Annotated in this window: 2 protein-coding genes; both read right to left on the bottom strand. The window is 50.0% G+C overall.

Features of this window, described 5'->3' with window-relative positions; genetic code table 11:
• On the bottom strand, positions 1-449 hold a 449-nt coding region (locus R7P35_RS23980), incomplete at its 3' end, for a tRNA-uridine aminocarboxypropyltransferase (RefSeq protein ID WP_318092831.1).
• The coding region (locus R7P35_RS23975; RefSeq protein WP_318092830.1) for a hypothetical protein at positions 449-1,655 on the bottom strand (1,207 nt) is incomplete at its 5' end. The genes R7P35_RS23975 and R7P35_RS23980, both read right to left, overlap by 1 nt.

Raw genomic sequence — 1,655 nt, 5'->3', positions numbered from 1 at the left:
TGCTGATTACGTCGCAGTTGATATTGAGAATCGGCGAGTACGGAAAGTCCCATGGTAGGGATACCTTCTAACCAGCGACTCTTATTGATCATCTTGCGTGCTTCTTGCCAGGTGGCATCCAAAATAATGTACAGCGGCATTTTGGCTTGTTGCTGGCTTTGCATTTCCACATGTTCGAGTGTGATGCTTTCTTCACTTGGGAATAGAATCACCGGGTACAGCGAAGGATCAGCCAAGCGAGTGAGCAACTCTGCTGGTGGTTGTTTGCGATCCCAGATTGCTTGCTCGACGTTGAGTTGGCAATGCTGTAATAGCTGGCCCGTATTGGTGTCACGAGTAAGCTCATTTGGGTGCATCAATAGCAGTATGTTGTGCTTGCTGGTGAGTTTCGGCACCAGCGAGCAAATACAGTTGAACTGAAAACCGCAATGGGGACACGGTTGTGACATTACAGTCGAACCCCTTCACGCACTGGGCTAATACCATCCGAGAACAGACGAACACCACTGATTTGTTCTGGTGTGGCTGTTGGTGCCATGCTCGGGTTCAGAGGGTAGCTTACGCCAGTGTATTGCATGACATGTTTTGCTGGTGTTGCGCCGCCGCCACTAACATCGAAAATCAGGTCGCGCCAACCGTGCGACGTTTGTTGGCCGAGCATCATTGGACTTCTTACCAGTGTAATTCGACTGTTGAAGCGCCATTCTTTTTCATGGTTTTCGAACACCAAGAGCGTACAACCGCCTGAGCCGCACCAATCCAATTGAACCAGCAGTTCTTCATTACCATCACCATTGAGATCGTACGTTAACCAGCGGTATTGGTTATTGCTTGGGTCGGTTTGATGGATGAAGAAGTAGTTACGTACCGCAGCATCGACTTTGGAATCGAAATCGGCACTGGATGGGATGTCAGCACTGCCGATAGGTTGGTCTGCACGCTTCGTCGCCGGTTGTTGAACGCCTGCATCACGAACGGTTGCTGGGTAAAGCACTAAGCCACCATCGGCGATCGGGTACACCATGCTGCCCACTTTTTCCTTGGTGGCTTTGAGTTGATTGCCTTCGCGCGTAAAGAGTCGCTCAGACATCAAACGTTGTTGCTGGTGGTGGGTCATCACAACTTGAACTTGCGATGGGCTCAACTGTTGCCAGAAGCCGCGTTCCACTAATGGGTCTTGACCGTTTGAGTAGCTGTATCTCGTCGTGGCGCTGTGGTCAGGGTTTAAGGTCATTTGCACCTCAAAACCTTGTGATTGCGTTGAGGTGGCTACATAGGTATTTGCCCAGCTAAGCGTTGCATCAACGTTCGCTGCCATGCCACACCCTTGGTAAGTGTTTCCATCGTGTTTGAGTGTTGCTTTCCAGCCATATAAAGAGTCGCTCATGGTGTCTGAACAGAGGTTTTCCGTCATGCGTAGTTCACCATCATCAAGCCTATAAGTGCGTTGGCGCGGCTGCAGTTGACTGCTTTGAATAGACAGCATTTCGGTGGTTTTACCCATCTCTTGGAACTTAAGCGTATTGGCTTCAAAACTGGCCGACCAAGACGGCTCGTTGCCAAATACACGCGTCGGTTTTTGCGGTTGGCTGCAACGATTTGGGTTTTCGGTAGTGAGGAAGTTCACTTGCTCAACCACAAAATTGGCGTCGAAA

The organism is Vibrio sp. Vb0304 (genome assembly GCF_033338995.1).
Lineage (GTDB): Bacteria > Pseudomonadota > Gammaproteobacteria > Enterobacterales > Vibrionaceae > Vibrio > Vibrio alginolyticus.
This window is presented reverse-complemented; position numbering and strand designations above follow the sequence as displayed.